At 46.0% G+C, this 24854-nt stretch carries 22 protein-coding genes; all 22 read left to right on the forward strand.

What is annotated here, in order from left to right; all coding sequences use genetic code 11:
- The first annotated feature begins 5 nt into the window (after positions 1 to 5).
- Positions 6 to 782, forward strand: coding sequence for a heme ABC transporter ATP-binding protein (locus ASL11_RS02875; RefSeq protein WP_056609415.1), 777 nt, complete (start codon positions 6 to 8; stop codon positions 780 to 782).
- Positions 783 to 805: 23 nt separating this feature from the next.
- On the forward strand, positions 806 to 1924 hold the full coding sequence (locus tag ASL11_RS02880) for a nicotinate-nucleotide--dimethylbenzimidazole phosphoribosyltransferase (protein ID WP_056609417.1): 1119 nt from the start codon (positions 806 to 808) through the stop codon (positions 1922 to 1924).
- Positions 1925 to 1950: 26 nt separating this feature from the next.
- Positions 1951 to 2511: a bifunctional adenosylcobinamide kinase/adenosylcobinamide-phosphate guanylyltransferase gene (gene cobU / locus ASL11_RS02885; RefSeq protein WP_056609419.1), complete on the forward strand. Its 561-nt coding sequence runs from the start codon at positions 1951 to 1953 to the stop codon at positions 2509 to 2511.
- Positions 2512 to 2543: 32 nt separating this feature from the next.
- A complete protein-coding gene (gene cbiB / locus ASL11_RS02890) occupies positions 2544 to 3542 on the forward strand; it encodes an adenosylcobinamide-phosphate synthase CbiB (protein ID WP_056609421.1) in 999 nt (332 codons plus the stop codon).
- Entirely contained in the window at positions 3518 to 4339 is an 822-nt protein-coding gene (gene cobS, locus ASL11_RS02895) for an adenosylcobinamide-GDP ribazoletransferase (protein ID WP_056609422.1), read from the forward strand. Before cbiB ends, cobS begins: the two co-directional genes overlap by 25 nt.
- 39 nt (positions 4340 to 4378) lie before the next feature.
- Positions 4379 to 5485 carry a threonine-phosphate decarboxylase CobD gene (gene cobD, locus ASL11_RS02900; protein ID WP_056609424.1) on the forward strand — a complete coding sequence of 369 codons (1107 nt, stop codon included), beginning with the start codon at positions 4379 to 4381 and terminating at the stop codon, positions 5483 to 5485.
- On the forward strand, positions 5478 to 7070 hold the full coding sequence (locus ASL11_RS02905) for a cobyric acid synthase (RefSeq protein WP_056609427.1): 1593 nt from the start codon (positions 5478 to 5480) through the stop codon (positions 7068 to 7070). The genes cobD and ASL11_RS02905 overlap by 8 nt, the downstream gene beginning before the upstream one ends.
- Position 7071: 1 nt before the next feature.
- Entirely contained in the window at positions 7072 to 7641 is a 570-nt protein-coding gene (locus ASL11_RS02910; RefSeq protein WP_056609429.1) for a cob(I)yrinic acid a,c-diamide adenosyltransferase, read from the forward strand.
- Complete coding sequence (locus tag ASL11_RS02915; RefSeq protein WP_056609430.1) at positions 7638 to 8579, forward strand: RluA family pseudouridine synthase; 942 nt, start codon at positions 7638 to 7640, stop codon at positions 8577 to 8579. The genes ASL11_RS02910 and ASL11_RS02915 overlap by 4 nt, the downstream gene beginning before the upstream one ends.
- Before the next feature lie 127 nt (positions 8580 to 8706).
- Positions 8707 to 9072, forward strand: coding sequence for an arsenate reductase family protein (locus ASL11_RS02920; RefSeq protein ID WP_056609432.1), 366 nt, complete (start codon positions 8707 to 8709; stop codon positions 9070 to 9072).
- A 7-nt stretch (positions 9073 to 9079) separates the two neighbouring features.
- Positions 9080 to 10180, forward strand: a complete 1101-nt coding sequence (locus ASL11_RS02925; RefSeq protein WP_157256785.1) for a site-2 protease family protein — start codon at positions 9080 to 9082, stop codon at positions 10178 to 10180.
- A 31-nt stretch (positions 10181 to 10211) separates the two neighbouring features.
- A complete protein-coding gene (locus ASL11_RS02930) occupies positions 10212 to 11387 on the forward strand; it encodes an aminotransferase class I/II-fold pyridoxal phosphate-dependent enzyme (RefSeq protein WP_056609436.1) in 1176 nt (391 codons plus the stop codon).
- Positions 11388 to 11475: 88 nt separating this feature from the next.
- Positions 11476 to 12642: a DNA sulfur modification protein DndB gene (locus ASL11_RS02935; RefSeq protein WP_056609438.1), complete on the forward strand. Its 1167-nt coding sequence runs from the start codon at positions 11476 to 11478 to the stop codon at positions 12640 to 12642.
- The gene (locus ASL11_RS02940) at positions 12642 to 13817 is read left to right on the forward strand and encodes a DNA sulfur modification protein DndB (RefSeq protein ID WP_056609439.1); all 1176 of its coding nucleotides are present in this window, start codon (positions 12642 to 12644) and stop codon (positions 13815 to 13817) included. The genes ASL11_RS02935 and ASL11_RS02940 overlap by 1 nt, the downstream gene beginning before the upstream one ends.
- Before the next feature lie 182 nt (positions 13818 to 13999).
- On the forward strand, positions 14000 to 14191 hold the full coding sequence (locus tag ASL11_RS02945; RefSeq protein WP_056609441.1) for a hypothetical protein: 192 nt from the start codon (positions 14000 to 14002) through the stop codon (positions 14189 to 14191).
- Positions 14192 to 14364: 173 nt separating this feature from the next.
- A complete protein-coding gene (locus ASL11_RS02950; RefSeq protein ID WP_235550349.1) occupies positions 14365 to 14595 on the forward strand; it encodes a DUF7667 family protein in 231 nt (76 codons plus the stop codon).
- Between the two features lie 80 nt (positions 14596 to 14675).
- On the forward strand, positions 14676 to 17918 hold the full coding sequence (locus ASL11_RS02955; RefSeq protein ID WP_056609445.1) for a glycosyltransferase family 39 protein: 3243 nt from the start codon (positions 14676 to 14678) through the stop codon (positions 17916 to 17918).
- A gap of 166 nt (positions 17919 to 18084) precedes the next feature.
- Positions 18085 to 18627, forward strand: a complete 543-nt coding sequence (ssuE, locus tag ASL11_RS02960) for an NADPH-dependent FMN reductase (RefSeq protein WP_056609446.1) — start codon at positions 18085 to 18087, stop codon at positions 18625 to 18627.
- 134 nt (positions 18628 to 18761) lie between these two features.
- Positions 18762 to 19637, forward strand: a complete 876-nt coding sequence (locus tag ASL11_RS02965) for a 5'-3' exonuclease (protein ID WP_056609449.1) — start codon at positions 18762 to 18764, stop codon at positions 19635 to 19637.
- Positions 19638 to 19819: 182 nt separating this feature from the next.
- Complete coding sequence (locus ASL11_RS02970) at positions 19820 to 21160, forward strand: ABC transporter substrate-binding protein (RefSeq protein WP_056609450.1); 1341 nt, start codon at positions 19820 to 19822, stop codon at positions 21158 to 21160.
- Between the two features lie 205 nt (positions 21161 to 21365).
- Entirely contained in the window at positions 21366 to 23183 is a 1818-nt protein-coding gene (locus ASL11_RS02975; protein WP_056609453.1) for a sensor histidine kinase, read from the forward strand.
- Positions 23158 to 24765, forward strand: a complete 1608-nt coding sequence (locus ASL11_RS02980; RefSeq protein ID WP_082595214.1) for a response regulator transcription factor — start codon at positions 23158 to 23160, stop codon at positions 24763 to 24765. The genes ASL11_RS02975 and ASL11_RS02980 overlap by 26 nt, the downstream gene beginning before the upstream one ends.
- The last annotated feature ends 89 nt before the right edge of the window (positions 24766 to 24854 follow it).

Consider the following 24854-nt stretch of genomic DNA (forward strand, 5'->3'; position numbering starts at 1 on the left):
TCACGATGATTCAAGTGGAGGGGCTTTTTCAGAGCTTTCGAGAGCAACAAGTGCTGGATAATATGAGTTTTGAGGTTGGGCAGGGGGAGTTTTTTGGGATTATTGGACCCAATGGCAGCGGGAAATCTACCCTGCTTCGACTTCTCTCAGGCATGGATCCTGTCAGTAGTGGCAGTGTGCTTTTAAAAGGAAAGAAGGTATCCTCGTATTCGCGAAAAGAGCTTGCCAAATGGCTCGCTGTTCTTCAGCAAGATGCTTTGCCCCCAGTTGGCTTCACAGTTCGTGAAGTCGTGGAGATGGGACGCTACCCGTTCCAGAATTGGCTAGGGGAAGATACGACTGAATCGGATGGACTCATTGATGCTATTATCACAAAGCTTGAGTTGGAAGGGCTTGTAGACCGTACGATTGAACGTCTGAGTGGCGGGGAGCGGCAGCGCGTTGCGTTGGCCAAGGTGATGGCCCAGCAACCAAGCTTGCTCATGCTCGATGAGCCAACTACTTTTCTAGATATCGGTTATCAAATACAGATGATGGATTATATTCGTTCTTGGCAGCAGGAGTCGGAACTAACGGTTATAGCTGTTCTGCATGATTTGAATTTGGCAGCGCAGTATTGCACGAGATTGATGATCGTACATGAGGGGCGAGTAACGGCCCTTGGAACGCCTGCAGAAATTATTACAAGTACACAAATAGCTGAAGTATACGGAACAGAGCCGATTGTTCTTAAGCATCCTATTAGTGAGGTACCGCAGATATTATTACAACCTGGGAAATAATGAGAGTCCGGAGGAAGATGATAATGAACAATTTACATAACTTGATTAACGCGATTGAACCGATCCATCAAGAGGTGGCTCTTCAAGCCAATAACCATTTGAATCAATTGACGAAGCCGCAAGGAAGCTTGGGAAAGCTTGAGGATATCGCACGCCAAGTCGCTGGGATTACAGGTGAAGTGATGCCGACTTTTGAGAAAAAAGCGGTTATTGTCATGGCTGGTGATCATGGTGTTTGTGAGGAAGGCATCAGTGCCTTCCCAGCGGCAGTGACACCGCAAATGGTGCTTAATTTCCTATATGGCGGGGCTGCTGTTAATGTTCTTGCTAGACATGCCGGAGCTGATGTAGTTTGTGTGGATATGGGGGTTAATGCAGATTTGGAGCATCCGAATCTTGTCTCTCGCAAAGTTAGAAAAGGCACGCGCAACATGGCGAAGGAAGCGGCTCTTACCTTGGAGGAGACGACCCAAGCGATAGTAGCTGGCAGTGAAATTGTGGACGATTTAGTGGCAAAAGGGTACCGACTTTTCGCTACGGGCGAAATGGGGATTGGTAATACAACGGCGAGCGCAGCGATTTTGTGCGCGTTGACGGGATTAGACACTTGTCTTGCTGTAGGCCGTGGAACGGGCATTGATGATACGACTTGGCTGCATAAGCAGTCGGTTGTGAATACGGCGCTGGACGTGAATGGGTTACGTGAGCGTGGGGCAGGAGCGAGTGCTGGTGCAAGTGCAAGTGCAAGTGCAAGTGCAGAAGAAGGCTCAAGTGGTGAGTATGCGCTTGAGGTGTTGAGTAAGGTCGGCGGATTGGAGATCGCCGGTCTCGTTGGAGTGATCTTGGGCGCAGCGAAGCATCGCTGCCCGGTTGTCGTCGACGGCTTCATCTCGTCGACCGCAGCGCTTGTGGCGATCCGATTAGCTCCGCTAAGCGCGTCCTACATGCTCGCCTCGCACTTATCGCAGGAGCAGGGGCATGCGAAGGTGCTCGAGTCGGTTGGCCTCGCAGCGATGCTGCAGATGGATATGCGACTTGGCGAAGGCACAGGCGCAGTGCTTGTGTTCAACTTGATCGATGCCGCAGGCAAGATCATGAAGGAAATGGCGACCTTCGAAAGCGCAGGCGTTTCGAGGGAGTAACAAGCAGAGAGAAGGAGGCGAACACGATGGCGGTTCTGGTAACGGGCGGCGCGCGCAGCGGCAAGAGCTCCTTTGCGGAGAAGCTGGCGATGCATCGCTGCGAGCGTGGGGTTTACATCGCGACCTCCCACATCTACGATGAGGAAATGAAGGAGCGGGTAGGTCTGCACCAGCAGACGAGGCTTCACTCGGGATTCCCTTGGGAAACCCGGGAGGAGCCGTATGCGCTGCGAGACTGTCTCACGCAGCTTCAGGAGAGCGGCGAGGATGCCGTGGTGTTAGTGGACTGCCTGACACTCTGGCTGACGAACTGGCTGCTCTATTACGAGCAGGAGAGCCATGCAGTTCAACTCGTATCCAATCAAATTGACGAGCTCGTGGATGTCGTGTCCTCCTACAGTGGACAACTTATTTTAGTTACGAATGAAGTGGGCGACGGTATTGTGCCGGAATACCCGCTTGGCCGTCAATTCAGAGATTTGGCTGGACGGATGAATCAGCGTGTAGCTGAAGTCTGTCTGCAGGTTTTTCTGGTTACGGTCGGTATTCCGATCGAATTAAAAAGTAATGCCTATATTTTAGACTAATCGAGAAGTAAGTACGGAATGGTGAAGCCCTTATGTGGATATATACATGGCAGGAAATCGTCTGGATGACGGCTGCTGCAATAGCATTAGACTGGCTGATTGGTGATCCGAAATGGCCCACGCATCCCGTTATACTCATTGGACGCTGGATCCGCTGGGTAGAAGATAGACTGCATCCGAGAGAAGATATATCGAGTCCCATAGAAGGTAACCATCCAAAGTGGCTGCGCCTGAAGGGCTTCCTACTCATGCTGTCCACAATTACACTGAGTTTTATTGTGGTTCTTGTGCTGGTACATTTCGCAAATGATATTCATCCGTGGCTAGGGTACGCAGTATCAACCTGGCTCATCTCCACGACGGTGGCGATCAAAGGCTTAAAGGATGCTGCGTATCTGGTCTACAATCCGCTGCGTGAGGGCAATCTCGTGGATGCTCGCAAGTACACCGGCTACATCGTTGGCCGGGATACCGATGCGCTCCACGAGGAGGAGCTCACGCGAGCCGTCGTGGAGACGGTCGCGGAGAACATCGTGGACGCGGTCATCGCGCCCTTGTTCTATGCGCTCATCGGCGGTGCCCCGCTGGCGATGCTATACCGTGCATCGAATACGCTGGATTCGATGGTCGGCTACCGAAATGACAGATACCGTCATTTCGGCACCGCGTCGGCCCGCTGGGACGACGCCCTGAACTGGATCCCGGCGCGGCTCACCGGGATCCTGCTGATCCTCGTGGCCCTGGCGAAGCCGGGCCTCTCAGCTCCGCGCGCGGCGGCGGCGATTCGCCGCTTCGCGCATCTACACCCCAGCCCGAACAGCGGGATCCCGGAGTCGGCGGTAGCCGGGGCACTCGGGATCGAACTCGGCGGGCTGAACGTCTATGGCGGCGCGGCTAGTGAGCGCGCCCGCTTGGGCTGGCCGCTGCGTCCGCGAACGCAGCGGGATATCGTGAACGCCGTGAGCATGCTCTACGGCGTCAGTTTTGTAGTGATGGGAGGACTCCTGTGCGTCGTACTCATGCTTTGGTAGACTGGCTGCGAGCCTGTGTAGCCGCATTTCAATTCCTAACGCGTCTGCCGATTCCGGTGCAGATTGATTATACCGAGCGCGTATTTCAGCGCAGCTCTATGTTTTACCCGCTTGTTGGCTTCATAATCGGACTGCTTCTCCTGTTGGCGGGAACTGGGCTCTCCCACGTGCTGCCAACCATGCCAGCATCCATCCTGCTCCTAACGTTATGGGTCATTCTCACAGGCGGACTGCATCTGGATGGCCTAATGGATACGGCAGATGGGATTCTCAGTCACCGTCCTCGCGAGCAAATGCTTGAGATTATGAAAGATAGCCGCGTGGGTGCAATGGGCGTTATTGTGTGCGTCCTGCATCTTTTACTAAAATTTTCCTTGCTCTATACCATACTGGATGCCAACCAAGCAGGGGAACGAGGTAACATGCTTCTCTTACTGGCCATCGTGCCGATATGGAGTCGTTGGTTTATGGTGGCAGCCATTCGAATCTGGCCTTATGCAAGGCCGAATTCGGGGTTAGGCAGTCTGTTTCGTGGTGTTAACAGCAAGCATGTCACAGTATCTCTTTTAGTAGCCCTATTAACGACTACGCTATGCATTTACAATAACTACACAATTTCGTTACCGAACTGGAGTATTGTTATAAGCTTTATGGCCATCACCACGTTAGTTGGAAGCGGAATTGCAGCTTATATCAGCAGCAAGCTTGGCGGACTTACAGGAGATACATATGGCGCTTTAAATGAGCTGCTGGAGAGCGTGCTGTTGTTAGCTGTCATTATCATCTTTGGTATGTAGGATAGGATCTGTCATCTTTTCGTGAAAGGAATGACCATTATGTTAGAGCGTTATGGACATGGAGGTGATCTGTGGACAGCGGAAGAAGCTTTTAATCTGCCTAAGGAACAGTTTCTGGATTACAGCTCGAATATGAATCCTCTTGGGCCTCCTGAGGTGGTCAAGGAGATTCTAACAGCGAGCTGGCGCGATATCGTCAAATATCCAGATCCTGCGGTGCGTGAGCTTCGCCGAAAACTAGCTCAGAAATATGAGATTGATCCAGAGAGTATTTTAGTTGGAAATGGTGCCGCAGAGCTGATTGATTTGATCATCCGGGTAGTGAAGCCAAGCGTGACGGGGCTTGCTAGGCCATCTTTTAGCGAGTATGAGGAAGCGGTTCACAAAACGGGTGGCAGGCTAACGAATATCTCCTTACTTCCTGAGCATCAATTTGAACTACAATGGCAAGATGTCGAAGCAGCGCTGCCAATAGTTGACTTGTTTTTCCTCGGGCATCCCAATAATCCGACAGGTAAACTGATTCCTCGCAACGTGCTAAGCAATCTGCTTCAGAGTGGGCGTAAGCTTGTGCTCGACGAGGCTTTTATGGATTTTGTTCCACAGGAGTCTGAACATTCGCTGCTGAAACTTGCCTCAACAAACCAAGACCTGATTGTGATCCGTTCAATGACGAAATTTTATTCAATCCCAGGCATTCGTTTAGGTTTTATGGTAGCTCACCCTGATCTTATCCAGCAATTGCGACAGCAGCAGGTACAATGGAGTGTGAATTATCTCGCTCAACAGATGGGGGTTGCAGTGCTGGGAGATGAAGCGTTCGAACAGTCCACAATGGAGTGGCTGAACGTCGAGAAGCCTTGGCTGATAGAGCAACTGCGTCATATCGGCTTGGAAGTAGTACCAAGTGATGTGAACTTCTTGTTGTTTTCATTTCCTGTGTCGAGTGGGATTAGTGTAAAACAGGCTCAAAAGTATATGGGGCGCCAAGGAATTCTAATTCGGGATGCTTCATTATTCGAAGGGTTGAATGAACGTTATTGTCGCGTAGCCATTCGTCTTCGCGAGGATAATGAGGGTTTACTACAAGCCTTACGCAGGATGATGAATGATTTAACAAGGAGTGGAGGTACAGGCCATGCGTGAATCAAAGTCAGCAGTTCTCATGATTCAAGGCACAGCTTCCGATGTTGGCAAAAGTATTCTTACGGCGGCCTTATGCCGTATTTTTGTGCAGGACGGTTGGCAGACAGCGCCTTTTAAATCGCAAAATATGTCCCTCAACTCTTACATCACATTCGATGGCAAAGAAATAGGCAGAGCGCAAGGTGTGCAAGCAGATGCTTGCCGAATTGTCGCTACGACAGATATGAACCCGATTCTGCTCAAACCTAAACAAGACATGGTCGCTCAAGTTGTTGTTCATGGGAAGCCTTATGCAGATTTGGATGCACGGGCGTATAGAGAGTCTTATTTGCCAAAAGCGGAAGCGATCGTGAAAGATGCTTTAGAACGCTTGCGAAGCGAATATGACATTGTCGTTCTAGAAGGGGCAGGAAGTCCGGCGGAAGTCAATCTGAAAGATCGCGACATCGTCAATATGAGGCTGGCTGGTTGGGCAGATTCACCGGTGCTGCTGGTTGCTGATATTGATCGTGGTGGGGTTTTTGCTTCCATTGTGGGTACGCTTGAAATCTTGACCCCAGAGGAACGAGACCGGGTGAAAGGCTTTATTATTAATAAATTTCGCGGGGATGTCAGCTTGCTGAAGCCTGGTTTGGATTGGCTGGAAGAGCGCACAGGGAAGCCAGTGCTTGGCGTTATTCCTTATTTGCACCAGCTTGGTATTGAGGACGAGGACTCAGCATCACTCGATTCCAAACGTACGCAAAGCAGAAGGTCTACGAACCATCAAGGAAAAAAATCAGATCAATTGGACGTTGCAGTCATTCGTTTGCCTCGTCTTTCGAACTTCACAGATTTTGATCCGCTGCAAGAAGAATCCGACATTCATTTCAGATATATTGATTCCTTAGCTGAATGGGGAGAGCCGGACGTCGTCTTACTTCCAGGAAGTAAGAATACGATGGAAGATTTGCACTATCTGAAGGAGTCGGGACTGGCTGCGCGATTAGTTTCTTTTGCTCATGAGGACAAAGGTTGGATTGTTGGTATTTGTGCAGGTTATCAAATGCTAGGTGTCACACTCTCGGATCCTGGCAGGTACGAATCGGAGCATGCTAGGCTTGAAGGCTTAGGGCTGCTTCCGACAGAAACGGTGTTCACACCGGATAAACGAACGGTAAGGGTACAAGGTGCCAGCACGCTTTTCGCATCGAACTTTGTGATCGACGGCTATGAAATTCACATGGGCAGGACGCAATATGTGCATGAAAACGTACCTCCTTTTCAAATAGCTCCTCAATTAAGCACGGAATTAGAGGAACCTCATGAAACTTCCCTGCATCCTGACGGAGCCGTTTCGCTAGATGGCCGTGTGTGGGGAACCTATATCCATGGTATTTTGCACAATGATGATTTCCGTAGAGCTTGGTTGAACCAGATTCGATTACAAAAGGGTTTATCCCCAATCTTACAAGGACTACGTTATAAGGAGCGCCGGGAAGCTGCATTTGATCGATTGGCTGACCATGTACGAGCTCACTTGGATATGAAGCGCGTTTATGAGATGATGGATGTAACACATCCTACGAAACGGGAGGGGTTTTAAGATGAAAATATATACGCGTACGGGAGATGCTGGCCAAACCGGTGTGATTGGTGGTCGTGTGGACAAAGATGATGATCGTGTCGAGGCCTATGGAACGACGGATGAGCTGAATAGCTTTCTAGGTCAAGCGATGAGTTTCATGGATCCGCAGAAATACCCGGATTTATTGCCTGATTTGCTGCAAGTTCAGCATGAGCTGTTCGATTGCGGTTCAGATCTTGCACTGATGAAGCAGGATTTGCGTCCTTATAAAGTAACGGCAGATATGGTAGATGCGTTAGAAGCTTGGATTGATAAATATGATGCTGAGACGCCAGATATCACTCGTTTTATTTTGCCTGGAGGCGGGACCGTATCCTCTACGTTACATGTATGTCGTACGGTTTGCCGTAGAGCTGAACGTCTTGTCGTTACACTAGCCCGTACACAGGAGATTAATCCCGAGGTGCGCCGCTATTTGAACCGATTATCGGACTTTTTCTTCACGATTGCTCGCACAGCGAACTTCCGAGAGGGAATTGCTGATGTAGAATATATACGCAGTGCTGAGGTGTTTAAACGTAAATCATGAGCTACTATGAACCATTAGTATACGTTATTCCGCCAGAGGAAGAAGGCTTCATTCTCAAAACGGTGCTCCAAAAAAGATTGATGGTCTCACGGAAATTGTTATCTCGAATCAAGCTTACAGAGCGTGGGATTACGGTTAATGGGGAAAGGCAATACATCAATATCAAAGTGAAGGCTGGCGATCGTGTAGAAATTCGGATGGAGGAAGAGCAATCGGAGGATATTCTGCCTCAGGAGCTTCCGCTGCACATTCTACATGAAGATGAGCATCTGCTCATCTTAGCTAAAGATGCGGGCATCATTGTCCATCCGACACATGGTCATTATGTGAATACAATTGCGAATGGCGTTGTTTTCCACTGGCAGCAAGCAGGGATTACGTGCCGTTTCCGCCCGGTGCATCGATTGGATCAAGAAACTTCGGGTGTCCTAGCCATTGCGAAAACACCTTATGTGCACCAACAAATTTCTGAACAAATGATTCAGCATCTCGTGAAAAAAGAGTACCTCGCCTTCGTCTGGGGTACGGTTGCTGCGCCTACAGGAACGATCGATGAGCCCATTGATCGTGATGACGAGCAGCCGCATGTGCGTATTGTTAGGCCTGACGGATACCGTGCGGTAACCCACTATGAGGTCGTGAAACAATTCGAGAAAGCTGCTCTTGTCCGAATTTGGCTGGAAACGGGGCGTACGCATCAAATTCGTGTGCATATGCGCCATCTGGGCCATCCACTGTTGGGGGATAAGATGTACACATTGCCTCAGTACGGGGAGCTTGCAGCTGAACTAGAAGCTGGCGAACGCTTGATTCGTCAAGCACTTCATGCGTATAAACTGGGCTTCGTACACCCAGGTACAAGGGAATGGACCGAATTTAACGCGCCATTACCTGCCGATTTATCTCAACTTGAGCAATGGTTAGATGAAAAAAGGTAATAAAACCGAAACCATGCCAATTTTTGGATGGTTTTTCTTTGCAATTACTTGACTTTCCTTCATAATTAGCCCAAAATTTTAAGTAGTTCTATTTGATCAACATACAGCATAAAGGAGTTATTACAACGTGGGAGTTAAAGTGTATGGTTACGATAAATGTGGGACGTGTAGGAGTACTGTAAAGTGGCTGAAAGCACATGAAATTGAGATTACAGAGCAGGTCCCTTTATTTGAAACGCCACCTTCAGCGATAGAACTTGCAGAATTACTTAAGCTAAGTGGTTTTGAGATTAAGAAGTTTTTCAATACATCAGGTGATGTCTACAAAGAGATGAATTTGAAAGACAAACTGCCAGGTATGTCACAAGAACAAATGCTTGATTTGCTAGCCTCGAATGGGCGATTAATTAAGCGACCTATTGTAACGGATGGACATAAAGTGACCGTAGGCTTCAAAGAAGATGTGTTTGAGGATGTTTGGGCGAAAGGGTGATAAGGACGTGGGAGACAACCAGAAACCAACACGCAAGAAGTCACCATTAGCCATTGGCGGATTTATCGCTGTCCTCTTATCACAAGGCAAGCTGCTGCTTGCCGCTTTGAAGTTTGGGAAAATTGGCGGCGCTGTCATCTCGATGTTTATCACGATCTGGGCTTACGCTTACCTGGCGCCATTGCCGTTTGCCATTGGTCTGGTACTTATGATCCTCATCCATGAGTTAGGTCATGTGCTTGCAGCGAAGATGAAGGGGTTACCCGTCTCGGCACCAGTCTTCATCCCATTCCTCGGTGCGTTGATCACGATGAAAAAGAATCCAACTGATGCAGCAACGGAAGCCTTTATAGGTATAGGAGGTCCTGTTCTGGGGACTCTTGGAGGCGTTGCCGCTTTTGGTGTAGGTGTTTATTTTGATTCAGCAGTGATCGTTTCCGTTGCCTACGCTGCTTTTTATCTGAATCTGATCAACTTGCTGCCAATACATCCCTTGGACGGCGGACGAATCTCAACAGCCGTAACACGCTGGTTATGGTTGGTTGGCTTAGTTGGCGGGCTCATCCTTATTGTGTATCTCGATAGTTACTTTTCGAGTAAGATTATTTTCTTGATCATCTGGGCGATGTTTGCCTGGGATTTATACAAGAAATATGTGCGGTATCGCCATAAAGAAGAACGCGTAACTGTCGCTACACGATTCGAATTTCCGGCTAATCATTTGCTGCAACAAGGCTATATGATCCCAGGTGAAAGCCATACACGTGACTTGGACTATATCACCTATTCGGAGCTGCAAGGACCAGGTGCGGGCCGACAAACTTTGATTATGTCATGGCATGCGATTGGATTCGAAGGGCACGCATATTTGCCTGTGCAGGCGATTGTTAAGCGAGTGCAACTAGTAAAAGCAGAACGCATGAATAAAGAGGATGGCTTGCATCTCGGCCTCCAGGTTCAAGTGGAATACTCACCACTAGGGATGCAAGAAAGCTATTATGACGTACCCGTTAAGACCCGCTGGAAGTTTGGGATCTCTTATTTGGTATTAATCTTGTTTTTGCTCTATATGATAAGACTCGTTCATCAGGTCGGCATCATTTCCTAACATCACATTTCACATAATGAGGAAGCTATCTATGACATTTAAAGGATCCAGACGGCTGCAGCAGCTAGGCTCGGCTATTTTTTCGGAAGTTGCTGAATGGAAGAGAGAGGTTATGAACCAAGGGGTAGACGTCATAGATTTAGGTATAGGAAGTCCTGACCAGCCTCCCTCAGATCGCATTTTGGAAGCAATGGCAGAGGCAGTTCGTAATCCTACACATTACGGTTACCCAACATCCGAAGGGAGTTTGGCCTTTCGCGAAGCGGTAGCCAAATGGTATAAGTATCGATTCGGTGTGCAGCTAGATGCTGAAACTGAGATCTTAACCTTAATGGGCTCACAAGATGGGCTTGCTCACTTAGCGCTTTCTCTCTGTGATCCTGGGGATATGGCCATTGTCCCTGATCCAGGTTATCCCATATATTCGGCAAGCCTTGTCTTGGCAGGGGTTGAACCCTATTTACTACCGCTGCGTGCAGCAAATCATTTTTTACCGCAACTAGAGGACATCCCAGATGACGTGGCTGCTAAGGCGAAATTCATCTTGCTAAACTACCCAAGCAATCCGTTGTCTGCTGTTGCAGATCATGCTTTCTTTGAGTATTTGATTTCGTATGCGAAGAAGCACGATTTGCTTATAGTACATGATCTTGCCTATTCCGAAATGGCTTTTGACGGCTATAAGCCCATGAGCATTTTGGAGATTGAAGGTGCTAAGGAGGTTGCTATTGAATTCCATTCTTTATCGAAAAGCTTCAATATGGCAGGTTGTCGCATCGCATTTCTAACCGGTCATGCAGATGCAGTTAAGGCACTGAAGACGCTGAAATCGAATATTGATTACGGGGTATTTGGGGCTATACAAGCAGCAGGTATTGCAGCATTAGAAGAAGATATGGAAAGCGATCATTCTGTCTCAAGTATGTATGAGAAAAGACGAAATTCATTTATTTCGGCATTAAATGATGCGGGTTGGATCATTCCACCACCAAAAGCAACAATGTTTATTTGGGCGGAAGTCCCTAAGGGGTGGACGTCTCGACAAATTTCCCGGGAAATGTTGTTTCAGACAGGTGTTGTTGTTATTCCTGGCGATGCATTTGGCGCTGAAGGAGAAGGATTTGTCCGTATTGCTTTAGTGCAAGAAGAAGCTCGATTACTTGAGGCAGCAAGGCGAATAGGAGATTGGCTTCGGACCTTAGAATGAAAGTTAGAGATTTTGGTAAAAATAGGAGAATGAGAGACATATTTAGGTATAAGATTGAGAAAATTTATACGTTGAAAGGGGTAAGTATATGGATGCCATTTCTTCACTATCGGAGCTGTTAGCTGAACAGAAGCCGTCATCGTACGTAGAGATTCCCGGAATTTTAGGACAGACGTTCGGTCAAGCGACAATCGCTGCTACATTACCTATTAGCAAACTATTTTCTATTTTTGAGGTGGATTTAGAAGTACAACGTGCGATTATTCCGCGGAACCTCTCAAAGTTAATTGACTATGTGAATTTATATTTGGAAGATCGCCAGCCAATCTATTTCCCTGGCATCATTTTCTCAGCAAGAGGCGCAGGACATTACGATGAGGACCATCAAGCCCTTCGCTTACAGCCGATTGAGAAATTGTATGTCGTTGACGGTCAGCATCGCTTGGCAGCTTTCCAACGGATTATGGAAACATTGCAAAGTCAGATGGCACGAGCGAAAGATCGTCGTGAATATGACAAAATGGATGAGATTACGGAGAAGTTGCGTCGGTTATATGCGTTCCCAATCTCAACAATGACCTATCTAGACATTAATGCGCGTCAAGAACGTCAATTATTCTCCGATATTAACAAGCTTCCTCGTAAGCTTGGTGGCAACTTGGCTGTTCTTCGTGATCAACGCCGGTTCTATCATGTGGCAGCTACAGAGTTAGCAGCGAAAGCGCCTGCGATGCAGAAGCTAACTGTGGATATGTTCTCAGAGCGTGGCAAATCGCCGGAGTATTTATTCTCCTACCATTTGTTGATTGAAATTCTAGTGGGATTGTTTGAAGGACGAATGAAATCGGCTGCTCGTAATAACAACTATCAATATGCGGACAAAGATTTGCAGGAGCTTATTTCGCTGGCAGGCGGCTACTTTAACGGATTATTGACACACTTGCCATCACCGACTAAGGGTGAAATTGTGTGGTCTGAGAATATCCAAATTGCGTTAGCCCTCTTCATGCATGAAGAAGCGACGAAAACAGGCAGCTTTAATCGCTATGCACTTGAGCATGCTTTGAAAATATTGCCGCATGTCAACTGGAACAGTATTTATGCTGGAGAAGAGAAGGATCGTCTCCCAAGACGTACACGTATCATGAAAGCTTACAACCACATTAAGAGCTTCTATCAAGATCAGAATGCATTCCTAATCAGTGATGCAGAAGACTATAAAGCTAGTTTTGCGAATAAGGAGGACGTGAGCTAATGGAAGGATTACGCCTAAAAATGACTATCCATCCTTTCTGCGAAAAGTTCGGTCTCGCGACTGTAGCTTTGCGCGTTCAGGACCTGCTGAACTATACGATGATCGATCCCATGGTTCAACGGAAGCTGAGTAACATGCAGCGCAGGAAGATTTCGACTTATTTGCAAGAACGCGAATTGGACCATGTGTTCTTCGGTCCTGTTACCTTATCGCTTCGCGAAGTGAACCAACTCTCTAAGGGAGCGAAGGAATTCCTCTTGCGACACGGCTCTAAGCTTTCCATCCTAGATGGTCAGCATCGGATTCTAGCACTTGGCTATGTGAACGATCAGATGCAGAAAGAAGTACGACGCTATGAGAAGAAGCTGGCTCTGCTGAAGATTAAGCAACGGAAGTTTAGTGACGATGCGGAGATTAAGCAAGAGGTTGAGGAAACAGAAGGCACGATTAATCAACTTGAGGGTAGACGTTTGGACCTGATGGAAACACAGCTTGCTGTGCAAATTTATATCGGCTTAACGGAGGAAGAAGAGCAGCAGTTATTTGGTGACATCAACTCCAAAGTGCAGCTGGTTAGTAAAGAACTCGGTCATTCCTTTGACTCCATTGATCCGCTTAATCTAGTTATTCAGCAGGTCGTAGATCACAATGTGTATCTGAAGGCGGCGGGTGTGGAGAGACGCAGTAACTTGACCTCTTTTAACCGTAACTTTACATGTTTCAGCTGGTTGTATGCAACGGCGACGATGCTGTTCTCGGGTAGAATGCAGCCTTCTTATGAACTGCAACGTAAAATTCGACATGATCCATCGACGTATGTTGAAATCTTGCATCAATTCTTCAATACGATTCTACCAATGATGCCAGAGCAGCCAGGTTTGGCACAATATACATCCGCGAACCGTGTGATTCAGGAAAGTATTGCCCTGTATGCGAATCGATTCTTATTCCCGAATGGCGAATATAATGATGAGTGGACGCAGTCCTTACAATTGCTAGAAGGCTTCGATTGGTCACATGACAATGAAGAGTTAATCTATGTATTTGGCTCGTTGGATAATGGGAAAATTAACCTCATTCACGAGAAATCGTTGAAAAAACATGCAAAGCTCGTGCAATTCTTCCTAGAAGGCACGGATTCCGCTAGTGATTCTGAAGAAGTATCCTCTGCATAGCTAGAAACCAATAACCCTTTCGATCTCAATGAGAATTGAGACTGAAGGGGTTATTTTTCGTTTGTATACCTTTCGTCAGATTACTATTCTCAAAATATACGAATCCTAGTATTCATTTGTCTATACCAAAAATAAAGAACTAGCATACGATATCATATAAAGTTTGAAGGGAGGAAAACACAATGAGTTGCTCCGTATATGCTACTTTGGCTCATGTTGGACTTGGTACGGTTATTACGATTCATGCTGGCACTACACCAAATCATCAAGGTAGATTTCTAGGTATCCAAAATGGCAATGTTGTTATTGCTAATGGTGCTGGTACTGTATTCTATTTCCCAATTGATAAAATTGCTGTTGTTCATATTCCTTAATGATCGTACCCAATTGAGAGCAAGAAGGAGCAAGAGAGTGGACGAGCTCTCTTGCTTTCTTCCTTTTTCACATAAAAAGCAATGACGACAAAGAGAGTAGGACACTGTTTCGAGTCTTCTAAGTTTGTCTATACTAGCTAATGAAAGCGACTCCACCCGGCAGGGGGCTAAGAATGATGTTAGCCGTTCATCAACGTATGGCGGAATTATGGACACTACGTAGAGCCCGAGAGCTAACTCGAGGCGAGCAAGAGGAATTAATGCTATGCATGGAAGCGAACGCGACTTATGTATGGAATCGATTAAAATTAGAAAATTTATCGCTCTGTGCCTCACTGACAGGGGATTATGATTGGTTGCATGACATTTGTGAGCGCATCGAAAAGATTGAACCCAAGCACTGACTAACCGTCGGTGCTTTTTTCCTTTTCTGCAAGAGTGTGGACAGGTATAATGAGAATAGTTCAAGCTAAGGAGATGTCGCATGGTCAGCTGGTTCAAGCAACGGGGAGTAGCTCCCTATACATTTTTTCTTTTAGGATTCATGCTTCTGATTGCCCTCATACTTAGACTGGTTTTGGCCCCCACATGGGTAGGCTATGATACGGACGTGCGAACGTTCATGGCGTGGGCAGATCGCGCTTATACAGTAGGATTAAGGGACTTATATACGAATGCCAAAGATTATTTTCTAGATTATCCCCCTGGCTACATGTATGTCCTATACGTTGTGGGCTTTGTACATCATAAGCTGTCTATTCCTTGGGAAAGCAGCAGCTCCTTACTTATTCTTAAGCTTCCAGCAATCCTTGCAGATCTTGGGACTATTTATCTGTTATTTCGACTAGCGATGAGTAAACATGAGGGAGCACGTACCTGGAAACAGGCGCTCTGGATTGCTGCCCTATTTGCCTTCAATCCAGCCATTTGGGCGAATTCCGCGGTATGGGGACAGGTAGATTCTTTTTTCATGTTATTTATTGTGGCTACGTTATTGATGCAGATGAAAGGCAAACTGCCGCAAGCCGCGTTCTTTATCGCACTTGCTCTGTTACTTAAACCTCAAGCGCTGCTGTTCGGTATTTTCCTATTGATAGATGTAATAAGGGCACGCAAGTTGATGGTTTGGCTGCTTAGCGTGTTGACAGGCGTAGCCACAATGGCTGTTCTTTCACTTCCTTTTGCAATGGGCAGAGGCTATGGCTGGATGATCGAATTGTACTCGGGCACGTTAGCTTCCTATCCATATGCATCACTCAACGCGTTTAATCTGTTCGCACTTCTTGGCGGGAACTTCGTGGACATCAACAGTGGTTTCTGGCATTTGTCTTATAAATGGATCGGAGTCGTATTAATGATTCTGTCCATCGGATACGTCTGTCTACTTTATTGGCTAGGTAAAAATAAACGCGGTGCCGTCTTATACATATCGTTCGTATTTATCACGGCAATGTTTATGTGTATGACCAAAATGCATGAGCGCTACTTGCACTACGGTCTATTGTTAGCATTAACGAGCTTCATATACTTAAAGGATCGCCGAATTCTATGGCTGTTTATCGGCTTTAGTATTACGCATTTTATCAATATTGGTGATGTACTCCTGCGGAGCTTTCATCAGGACTATCACATTCCGCGATATAATCCTTTGATGCTGACGGTTTCGGCGATCAATGTTATGATGTTTGTTTATGCTTGTATATTGGGATGGAGGCTTTTCGTGAAATCAGATGGGGATGAAACTGTGGAGGAAACTATGCCTCTAGTTGACAACAAGGTCGAAGTTCTTCCAATGGAAGATGATCTGGAAGAGAAAGCAACGAATCTCAGAGAAACCTCACTTTGGAAGGCAATTTTCCATAAGGGAGAGGATCATATAGAAAGAGGGAAGCGCGGGCGCTTTTTCTCGCGTAAAGATGTCTTATATTTAGGTGTTCTTATGGTGGTTTATGCGATCATTGCGCTATTCCATCTAGGCGGACATAAGGATCCCACGACGTTCTGGCAGCCAACACGTGGAGGAGAGACGGTCATTGCTGATCTCGGCAGCACGCATCAGATTACACGCATTAATAGCTTTGCTGGCGTTGGGGAAGGTGCTTACTCGTATTGGTTTTCGAATGATGGTGAACAGTGGCAGGACGCCATGGCGGTTAAATCCGACCACACGAAGGTGTTCACCTGGCATACCATAGAAGCGAATAAAGAAGCTCGCTATGTCAAAATTGTGATCGATACACAAGAGAGTGCGAAGCTGCATCTTCATGAAATCGGAATTTTCGGAGATGGGGGAACGACGCCATTACAGATCGCTAGTCTGAAGGAAGTAGATGTTGACGCTGCCGATAACGGGAAAACAGCTCATTTATTTGATGAGCCAAGTGTCGTCCCCTATACACCTACATACATGAATGGCACGTATTTCGATGAGATTTATCATGCAAGAACAGCGTATGAGCATCTTCACAAGATTGAGCCTTATGAAAGCACACATCCGCCGCTGGGCAAAATATTCATTTCCATCGGTATTTACGTGTTCGGTTTAAATCCATTCGGCTGGCGTATTATCGGTACGCTATTCGGAGTAGGCATGATTCCAATTATGTATGTGTTCGCGAAGCGGATGTTTGGCCGTTCCGAATATGCCCTTATTGCTGCCTTTTTACTCAGCTTTGATTTCATGCATTTTGCCCAAACAAGAATTTCCACGATTGATGTGTACGGTGTATTTTTCATTATGCTCATGTTCTATTTCATGTATCGGTATACAACGTTGAGCTTCTTCCGTGAAAAGCTGTGGACGACGCTAATCCCACTGGGACTTTCCGGTTTGTTCTTCGGGATCGGTGCTGCTTCCAAATGGATTGTCATTTACGGCGGTGCCGGCTTGGCCGTCCTCTTATTCATCTCGTTATGGGAGCGATACAGAGAGTACCAATTTGCCAAGCGCGTACTGAGGGAGAACAGTCGTGATGAAGTTGAAATGGAGGAGAGCGGGGGCGTATATGATGATCTTCTCTCGGTGGAAGAATCTACGAAGCTCCTAAGGGTACAAAAGCTTTTCGTAAGCAACACATTGCTTACCATACTATGGTGCGTACTCATGTTTGTTATTGTACCGTTAGGCGTCTATACACTATCCTATATCCCTTTCATGATGGTTCCAGGTCCTGGACATCAGTTGAAGGATGTTGTCACTTATCAGGTTCATATGTACAAATACCACAAGGATCTCGTCGCTACGCATCCGTTCTCCTCACCATGGTGGGAATGGCCGATGATGATACGCCCGATCTGGTATTATCAAGCGAAGCTGATGCCGCAGGGCATGCTTTCGAGCATCGTTTCCTTCGGTAATCCGTTGGTGTGGTGGCCAGGTTTTATTACCGTGCTGATGTCCTTCTATCTCGCATTCAAACGCAAGGATAAATTGCTGCGCATGCTGCTTATTGCTTACTGCTCACAGTACTTACCTTGGATGTTGGTACCGCGACTAACGTTTATTTATCACTATTTTGCAATGGTACCGTTCTTGGTACTGATCTTGACCTATTACATCAAGGACTATTTGGAGCAAGGACCGCTGCAGCGAAGAAGATGGGTCTACGGCTACTTAGCTGCCGTCTTCGTGCTATTCGCACTGTTCTATCCGATTCTATCGGGGATGATTATACCAGCGAAATACTCGTTCTTTTTAAGATGGTTGCCGGGCTGGAATTTCTTTTGAGATGATGGATTGACGTCACATAGAAGCCATGGTAATATAATTCCAAGTGAATTACTATGAATTGAAATAAGTCGACCGAACAGCAGGAGACTCCCACTATGTACCCGAATACATGGAGGCGGAGTCTCTTTTTTCACCCACAAATTGCTAATGGAGCGTGAATCAAATGGCTAAAGTAGTAATTATTTCAGGAAGTCCAACCCCAACCTCCCGATTACATGGTGTAATTGAAGTTGCTAAGAGCGAGCTTCTGCAAGCAGGTTTAGAAGTAGATTGGATCAAGGTTCGCGACCTGCCGGCTGAGGATTTGTTATATGCGAAATTCGACAGTGAAGCCATTGTAGATGCGAGTAAGCGTGTGGCTGAAGCAGATGCTGTTTTCGTAGCTACGCCCGTCTACAAAGCTTCCTACACAGGCGTGTTGAAAGCATTCTTGGATCTGCTGCCGCAAAAAGGACTCGAGCGTAAAATCGTACTTCCATTAGCGGTTGGAGGAACCTACGCGCACTTGCTCGCGATTGATTATGCACTCAAACCAGTGTTGTCTGTCCTAGGCGCACAGAATATTTTACAAGGTGTGTATGTGTTGGATAAACAAGTGACATGGGGAGATCAAGGACAAGCGATCCTCGATGATGAAATCACTTCGCGTTTGAAAGAGTCCGTGTCGGAATTCATTCAGGAAATTAAATGGCATACGAGCCGCTAATTATATAGCACACGCTAACCCGTCCTTGGTAACTTTTGCTGATGGCGGGTTTTTGCGTGTCGGGAACCTGTATGGCGTGCTATACTACTTGTAATGAATAATTCATATTTTCACAGGAATGGGAGCTATTATTAATGTCACAAAATTCATCTGAATCTGTGCTGCTCGTAGACGGCATGGCCTTATTATTTCGCGGTTATTATGCAACATCATCAAGTGGTTATATCATGAGAACTGATCATGGCGTGCCGATCAATGGTGTGTACGGATTTCTGAAATATTTGCTTGATGCGATTGGCACGTTCAAACCGACTCACGTCGTGTGTTGTTGGGATATGGGAAGTAAGACCTTCCGTACGGAGAAATTTGAAGCCTACAAAGCGAATCGTGGACCTGCTCCAGAAGAGTTAATCCCACAATTTGATCTGGTCAAAGAAGTGACAGCCAGCTTCAATATTCCGAATGTCGGCGTCCCAGGTTATGAAGCAGATGATTGTATCGGCACCTTGGCTCGTTTCTATAGCCCCCACACGAAAGTCCAGATCTTAACCGGGGATCATGATATGCTCCAGCTCGTGGATGAGAATACCGAAGTTATTATTATGAAAAAAGGGCAATCCAACTACATGGTGTACACGCTAGAAACACTCATGGAGGAGAAAAGCCTTACTCCAGCCCAAATTATTGATCTGAAGGGGTTAACGGGTGATACCGCAGACAATTATCCAGGGGTCAAAGGAATTGGGGAAAAAACAGCAACCAAATTGCTCAACGAATATGTGAACATTGCTGGTATCCTCGAGAACTTAGCTGCACTTCCGAAAGGCGTGCGTGCGAAGATCGAAGCGGAGCTGGATATGCTGCATCTTTCGCTTGATCTGGCGACAATTCGCTTGGATGCGCCGGTCGCTTGTGCACTTGAAGATTGCGCGTGGGCGATGGATCGGGAGAAGGTCATTAGCAAATTCGATGAAATTGCGTATAAAGGATTAATAAGATTGATCGGATAATTCATTAAATAGGGACAGTGCCTGTACTCAGGTGCTGTCTTTTTTACTTTGCTACCCGTAGCGGAAACTGAAAATTGAACAAAGATGACGGTTTTTTTGATTAACGAATGTTAATTTTTAGCAGATAATAGAAATGTAAGCGATTACGATTTCGAAATGTACGTACAAAGGGGAGAAAAACCATGAAAAAGGCAGTAGTTACATTAATGTCATTATCCATGATTTTCACAGCAACCGCTTGTTCTTCGGGTACTTCTAGTAACCAAAGTGGAGGAGCTACAACAGCGCCAACAACAACAACGACTCCTAGTGCAACAGTAAGTGCAAGTAAGGACCCAGTAAAGCTTCGCATGGCCTGGTGGGGCGGTCAAGCGCGTCACGATTATACGCTGAAAGTTATTGAAATGTATGAGAAAGCACATCCGAACGTGAAAATTGAAGCTGAATATGCAGCCTTCGATGATTATTGGAAGAAGCTTGCTCCTCAAGCTGCTGCGAATCAACTGCCAGATATTATACAGATGGACATCTCTTATTTGACACAATACGGTGGAAGAAACCAATTGGCGGATTTGACGACTTTTACGAAGAGCAAAATTCTTAACGTGGATGACGTTAGTCCAAATGCTGTCTCAGGTGGTCAAGTAGGCGGGAAGCTCGTAGCTATGAACATAGGGGTTAATGCTTTGACCAGCATTATGGACTTCGAGATGTTGAAAAAAGCAAATATTACGCCTCCTGAAAAGAACTGGACATGGAATGATTTGGATGCGATTACTGAAAAAGCGAAAGCCGCAGGCAAAATCACGGGCGGATTCCGAGATGACGTTTTCTTCCCATATTACCTGCGTACGCTTGGGCAAAAAATGTATAACGCAGAAGGCACAGCCCTAGGTTATACCGACGATAAGCTGTTTGTTGATTATTTCACTCGCTCTAAGAAATATTATGACGCTGGAAGCGTGCTGGCGCTTGATAAGGCTGCACAAAAGAAAGGCACACCAGAAGATGACGAGTTGACATTGGGTAATTCCATTTCCTCCAATGGTTGGTCTAATCAATTTATTGGTCTAGCTACAGCTTCGAAACGTGAGCTTGTTCTGCAGCCAATGCCAGGTCCTGATGCAAACAAAGGGTTATTCTTGAAACCAAGTATGTACTGGTCTATATCAAGCAGTTCCAAAGTACAAGAGGAAGCTGCTAAATTTATTGATTTCTGGATCAATGATATTGAAGCGAATAAAATCATTAAAGGCGAGCGTGGAGTACCAGTAGCATCCAAAGTGAAAGAATCTTTGAAGCCGCTGTTAAGCCCGAATGAAATCAAAGTATTTGACTATGTCGCTTGGGCTGAGAAAAACAGTGCGCCAATGGATCCTCCGAACCCAGTTGGTTCCATCGAAATCGAGAAACTGCTAAAAGATACAGCTGAGAAAATAATGTACAAGAAAATAACGGTTCAAGAAGCGGCAGTCTCTTTCCGTAAAGATGCAACAGCGATCTTGGACAAAAACAAAAAGTAACATGAGATTTTAAAAAAAACAGGTACTCATTGTTGGACACTTTGAACAAGTGTCTAGACGGTGGGTACCTGTTTAGCGTTATGAGTAAACCAAAAATTTGAACATCAAGACTACAAAAAGTTGAATTTGTAAGCAGCAGGATTGATGTTACAATGTGGTATAATCGATCCAATTTTAATTTGAACAACAGGGAAGTTGGGATGGCATGATCAGGTGGCTATTTATTAATAGGAGCATCCGTACGAAAATTGTTTGGAGCAGTGTCCTGATCTCCTTGATCCCCATGCTTGTACTCTCGATGATTTTTTTTAAGTCGAGTACGCGTTCTTTGGAAAATTCGATGTTTCGAAGTTCGGATCAGAATGCCGAGTATTTATCGGGGTATTTAGATCAATATTTCAGCAATATTTCTTCATCTGCCCTACAAATATATGGTTTCGAACGCATCCTGAATCTCATGGAGCATGGGGCTAATTATAATGATGCCGATATCATTTTGCTCAGGGAATCGATTAAGAACTATGATTTGCTGATACAGAATAAAAACAAAGACATTATTAAGATCATGATCTTCGGCAAAGAAAATAAGCTGGAAGATTCATGGTCTAGAGCGGCTAGCTACGAGTCCGTCAAAATGGATCAGAGCATTCCTCATTACAAGGAGATGCTCGATTTGCCATTTCAACAGGCGCTTATGTTTACCTATAAGGATGTCACACTACAGCAGGATTTTTTTGTTTATTCCATTCCTATTTATGATCCATTCTATAGAACGAAGTTCGGTACGCTCGTATTTTACATTCAGAGCAAGGAATTATCGAAGATGATTGAAGCGAATAATCATTCGCCGAACATCATCGTCTTGCAGAACGCCAGCGGCGAGCCCTTTTATCAGACGAATGGCAAATATGCGGATATCATACCGAAATATGAAAAGCCGGAGATCAGCTCACAAAATGATCCTAAGAACATTCAATTTTTGAAAAAGAAAGATTTATTCGTCGCTACCTCCCGACTCAATTATGGCAATATTTCGCTTTCCATTGTGTATCCGAATCCTGAACTTGAACAGAACCGCAGGAACATTTTGCTTACTACGATTGGGGCGTTTATTTTCGTGATGCTGAGCATTTCACTGCTCTCGATTCTCGCGCAGCATTATATTACCCGACCCATCAAGCTGCTCGGAAAAGCGATGAAAACTGTTCGCAAAGGCAATTTCCATGTCAGTCTGCCTCAGAATGTCAATTATCGTGATGATATCTCGGAGCTGACGGGCAATTTTAATTTCATGACAGATAAAATTCGTGAGTTGATTGAATCCAAATACGAAATGCAGCTTCTCAATAAAGAAGCACAAATTCTAGCGCTTCAAATGCAGATTAATCCGCATTTTCTTTACAATACGTTGCAGACGATCGGTGGCAAAGCTGTACTGATCGGGGATTATGAAATTCACGAGATGTGCCGTGCGTTAGGAGACATGTTTCGGTACAGCTTCTATGAAGGCAATGTCGCCTCGACGATTGGTCAGGAGCTTGCGCACGTGAATAACTACTTGTACATCCAACAGCTCCGCTTTGAGGAGACGCTGGAGATTGAGTTCGACGTCGCAACTGATCTGATGGACTGTGCGATCATTCGATTCGTCATGCAGCCGATTATTGAGAATGTTATTGTGCATGCGTTCAGCAAGCGGGATGAGGGGCAGTCGCTGCGGATCTGCGTGAGCGTGCTGCGGGAATCGGATTCCATTGTGCTGACGGTGCAGGATAACGGACCAGGCATCGAAACCGATAAGTTGGTTGCGCTGCGATCATCGTTCGAGAACAAATCGTCCGACGTTTTCTACGGAGTATCCATCGGGCTCAAAAATGTGCATGAACGATTAAGACTCGTTTATGGATCGCCATTTGGCCTTGAGGTGGAGAGTGAGTTAGGCATCGGAACGGCGATTCGCATACGAATTCCGTACAATTATTATAGGGGTGACAGCTTTGTACAAAGTAATGGTCGTGGATGACGAATCATTGGGAAGGAAGTCCGTTTGCAAAATGATTAGTGAGCTAGCTCTGGACGTGGAGGTTATTGCCGAAGCGCGACATGGCGAAGAAGCGTTGGAGCTTATACGTATTAGCAAGCCTCATATTATTGTGACGGACATGAACATGCCGGTCATGAACGGTCAACAGTTTTTAGAAGCCTTGTATACCAATTATGCCGAGATTAAGGTGATTGTCATTAGCGGCTACTCGCAATTTGAATATATGAAAGCGGCAGTGACTTATCAGGCTTGTGAGTACGTGCTGAAGCCGATTTCCCTGTTGGATTTGAAAAGTGCGTTGGTGAAAGCCATGGAGGCAAGCCACAACCATTTGACACTGCAGCAGCAAAAGAAATTCACCCAAGACATGTGGCAGCTCCGCAGAGAAGTGTTCTTCCAACATGTCACGAGCCGCCGTATCACGAATGTCATAGATATCCAAACGCAAGCGGAAGAACTTGCAATCTCTAGCGCCAGAGGCAGTTTTCGGCTAGCTGTCTGTATGTTCCGCAACTTTCAGGACATCTCTATAAAAAAATTTCATGGGAATGCAGATTTGTTAATGTATAGTATCGAAAATATTTTGGCTGAGGTACTCTCCTCTGAAAGACTGGATGTTGCACCGCTTATTTATAAGTCGGACGATAGGATGAGTCTTTGTCTATACGCACCAGAGTCATCCTATGATGAGAAGCATATCCGACACTTACTTACGTCCTTCCATAACGTGATAAACCAGATGCTGCAGCTTGACGTGGTAGCTGGTTTAAGCCGAGTGTTCACTAAATTGGAACGGCTGCCAGAGGCTTATGACATGGCCAATGATCAGTTGAGAAATAATACGCTGTATGCGACCGATTTTTTACTGAACTCCCAGGAACAATACACAGGAGCGTCCCCTGCTGCATCGGAGTTGTTAACGGTGTTTGAGCTGAAGACCTTGCAGCAAGCATTGGCGGCAGGGAATGGGGGCGAGTGTCGCGAGCTGCTGCGGAATTTGCTGCGCAAAGCGGATAAAATGAGTGGATTGACCATCCGTGAGGGACAGCGATCGCTGAAGAAGCTAACAGAAATGGCCGCCGCTGAGATGTCAGACATGGTGATTGTTTATCCGCAGCTATTTGATGCACGTTCACTTGCAGGCATCGTGGATCACAGTCAGTTCAACCACTTCATCGAACAGTTCTCCGAGGCTACTGAGGAGTATCATGCGAGCAAGGGGACGACCTCATCCGTTCATTCTATGCACGAGATTGCTGCCTATTTGGATACGCACTATTTTGAAGACATCAGTCTGATCGACATCGCTACTCGCTTTCATCTCGACCCAAGTTACTTAAGCAAGCAGTTTAAATCCGTGACCTCTGAGAACTTTATTGAGTATGTGACGCGTAAACGGATGGAAAAATCATGCGAGCTGCTGCACATGTCCGAATATAAAATTAGTGAGATATCCGAGCTTGTGGGCTATGAGAACCAACGATACTTCAGCCAAGTGTTCAAAAAGTTCACGGGACAAACGCCTTCAGAATACCGAGAGAAGTATGCGGCTAAGACTTAACTACCAAAATTTTGAACATCAGAACGACAATTTATTTTATTACGATTCCTTCTTTCAGAGCGTAAGATAGGATTCAGAACGAGCGTGCA

The sequence above is a fragment of the Paenibacillus sp. Soil750 genome (genome assembly GCF_001428045.1).
Classification (GTDB): Bacteria; Bacillota; Bacilli; order Paenibacillales; family NBRC-103111; genus Paenibacillus_E; species Paenibacillus_E allorhizoplanae.

What these genes read in the sequence shown, in the direction of transcription:
- ASL11_RS02875 (WP_056609415.1), top strand. Translation starts at nt 6, where the DNA reads ATGATTCAAGTGGAGGGGCTTTTTCAGAGCTTTCGAGAGCAACAAGTG.
- ASL11_RS02880 (WP_056609417.1), top strand. Translation starts at nt 806, where the DNA reads ATGAACAATTTACATAACTTGATTAACGCGATTGAACCGATCCATCAA.
- cobU (WP_056609419.1), top strand. Translation starts at nt 1,951, where the DNA reads ATGGCGGTTCTGGTAACGGGCGGCGCGCGCAGCGGCAAGAGCTCCTTT.
- cbiB (WP_056609421.1), top strand. Translation starts at nt 2,544, where the DNA reads ATGTGGATATATACATGGCAGGAAATCGTCTGGATGACGGCTGCTGCA.
- cobD (WP_056609424.1), top strand. Translation starts at nt 4,379, where the DNA reads ATGTTAGAGCGTTATGGACATGGAGGTGATCTGTGGACAGCGGAAGAA.
- ASL11_RS02905 (WP_056609427.1), top strand. Translation starts at nt 5,478, where the DNA reads ATGCGTGAATCAAAGTCAGCAGTTCTCATGATTCAAGGCACAGCTTCC.
- ASL11_RS02910 (WP_056609429.1), top strand. Translation starts at nt 7,072, where the DNA reads ATGAAAATATATACGCGTACGGGAGATGCTGGCCAAACCGGTGTGATT.
- ASL11_RS02915 (WP_056609430.1), top strand. Translation starts at nt 7,638, where the DNA reads ATGAGCTACTATGAACCATTAGTATACGTTATTCCGCCAGAGGAAGAA.
- ASL11_RS02930 (WP_056609436.1), top strand. Translation starts at nt 10,212, where the DNA reads ATGACATTTAAAGGATCCAGACGGCTGCAGCAGCTAGGCTCGGCTATT.
- ASL11_RS02935 (WP_056609438.1), top strand. Translation starts at nt 11,476, where the DNA reads ATGGATGCCATTTCTTCACTATCGGAGCTGTTAGCTGAACAGAAGCCG.
- ASL11_RS02940 (WP_056609439.1), top strand. Translation starts at nt 12,642, where the DNA reads ATGGAAGGATTACGCCTAAAAATGACTATCCATCCTTTCTGCGAAAAG.
- ASL11_RS02945 (WP_056609441.1), top strand. Translation starts at nt 14,000, where the DNA reads ATGAGTTGCTCCGTATATGCTACTTTGGCTCATGTTGGACTTGGTACG.
- ASL11_RS02950 (WP_235550349.1), top strand. Translation starts at nt 14,365, where the DNA reads ATGATGTTAGCCGTTCATCAACGTATGGCGGAATTATGGACACTACGT.
- ASL11_RS02955 (WP_056609445.1), top strand. Translation starts at nt 14,676, where the DNA reads ATGGTCAGCTGGTTCAAGCAACGGGGAGTAGCTCCCTATACATTTTTT.
- ssuE (WP_056609446.1), top strand. Translation starts at nt 18,085, where the DNA reads ATGGCTAAAGTAGTAATTATTTCAGGAAGTCCAACCCCAACCTCCCGA.
- ASL11_RS02965 (WP_056609449.1), top strand. Translation starts at nt 18,762, where the DNA reads ATGTCACAAAATTCATCTGAATCTGTGCTGCTCGTAGACGGCATGGCC.
- ASL11_RS02970 (WP_056609450.1), top strand. Translation starts at nt 19,820, where the DNA reads ATGAAAAAGGCAGTAGTTACATTAATGTCATTATCCATGATTTTCACA.
- ASL11_RS02975 (WP_056609453.1), top strand. Translation starts at nt 21,366, where the DNA reads ATGATCAGGTGGCTATTTATTAATAGGAGCATCCGTACGAAAATTGTT.